This is a genomic window from Streptomyces sp. NTH33 (genome assembly GCF_003236365.1).
GTDB lineage: Bacteria > Actinomycetota > Actinomycetes > Streptomycetales > Streptomycetaceae > Streptomyces.
Window position 1 is genome coordinate 1 of sequence record NZ_POTZ01000965.1, and the last position, 989, is coordinate 989.

The window sequence follows — 989 nt, forward strand, 5'->3', positions numbered from 1 at the left end:
CTTCGGCGCGGGTGCGGGAGCGGGCGCGGGGGCCGGCTCGTCGGTGCGGCCGAACAGGACGGACCGGTAGACCTCGGACGACTTGGGATTGGCCGCGCACTGCCACACACCGTGCGGACAGTAGTCGGTCAGCGTGTTGTAGAGCGGCTTGTGCGCGTCCATCCACGCGAGCATTCCCCGCATCCATTCGGGATTGTCGCCGTTGCGGAAGAGTCCCCATTCGGGATAGGAGATCGGTTTTCCGTGGGCCTTCGCGAAATCCACATGCGCCTGCAGCCCGTAGGGCTCCTTCACCTGCTTCTCGAAGGAAAGCCCGGCCGGCTGGTCGTAGGAATCCACGCCGATGATGTCGACCACGTCGTCACCCGGGTAGCACTGCGTCCAGGGAACGGCGTCCAGGCCGCGGTTCGGCGTGAAGTCGAAACGGAATTTCTGGCCCGGCACCGACCGCATGGTGGTGACGATCCTCCTCCAGTACCTCTTCCACGCCTCCGGGTCCGGCCCGCAGCGGTGGGTGTACGTGGTGCCGTTCATCTCCCAGCCGAGCACGAGGACCGTGTCCGGCACCTTCAGCCGCACCAGCCGCTCGGCGAGGACGCGGAAGTGGTGGTCGAACCTCCCCGCCGCGCCCTGCCGCACCAGCTGCCTGACCACGCCGTCGGGGACGTTGCCCTCGTTGCGCTCCTGCAGGGGGACGTTGAGGACGAGCATCCGGTCGGGCCGCTCGTTGCGCCAGCGCGCCCAGGCCTGGAGGAAGCCGGCGTCGCCCTCGATGTCGCTCCAGGTCTCGCCGGGCAGGTAGGTGTGGCCGACGCGGAGTTCGGCACCGCCCAGCCAGTCGCTGAACTCCGGCATGCGGGCCACGCCCCGGGCGTCGGAGCTGAGGAAGGCGCCGAAGGCCGGGAGGTCCTCGAGGGGCACCAGGATGTTCGGCGTGGGCGGCTTCGGCGGCGCGGGGACCGGCGGCGTGAGGGCGGGTACGGCGGGGG

1 protein-coding gene is annotated in these 989 nt (G+C 70.0%); it reads right to left on the minus strand.

Features of this window, described 5'->3' with window-relative positions; all coding sequences use genetic code 11:
- Positions 1-989, minus strand: a 989-nt coding sequence (locus C1I97_RS37845; protein ID WP_111007364.1) for a glycoside hydrolase family 26 protein, incomplete at both ends; no start/stop codon positions are given.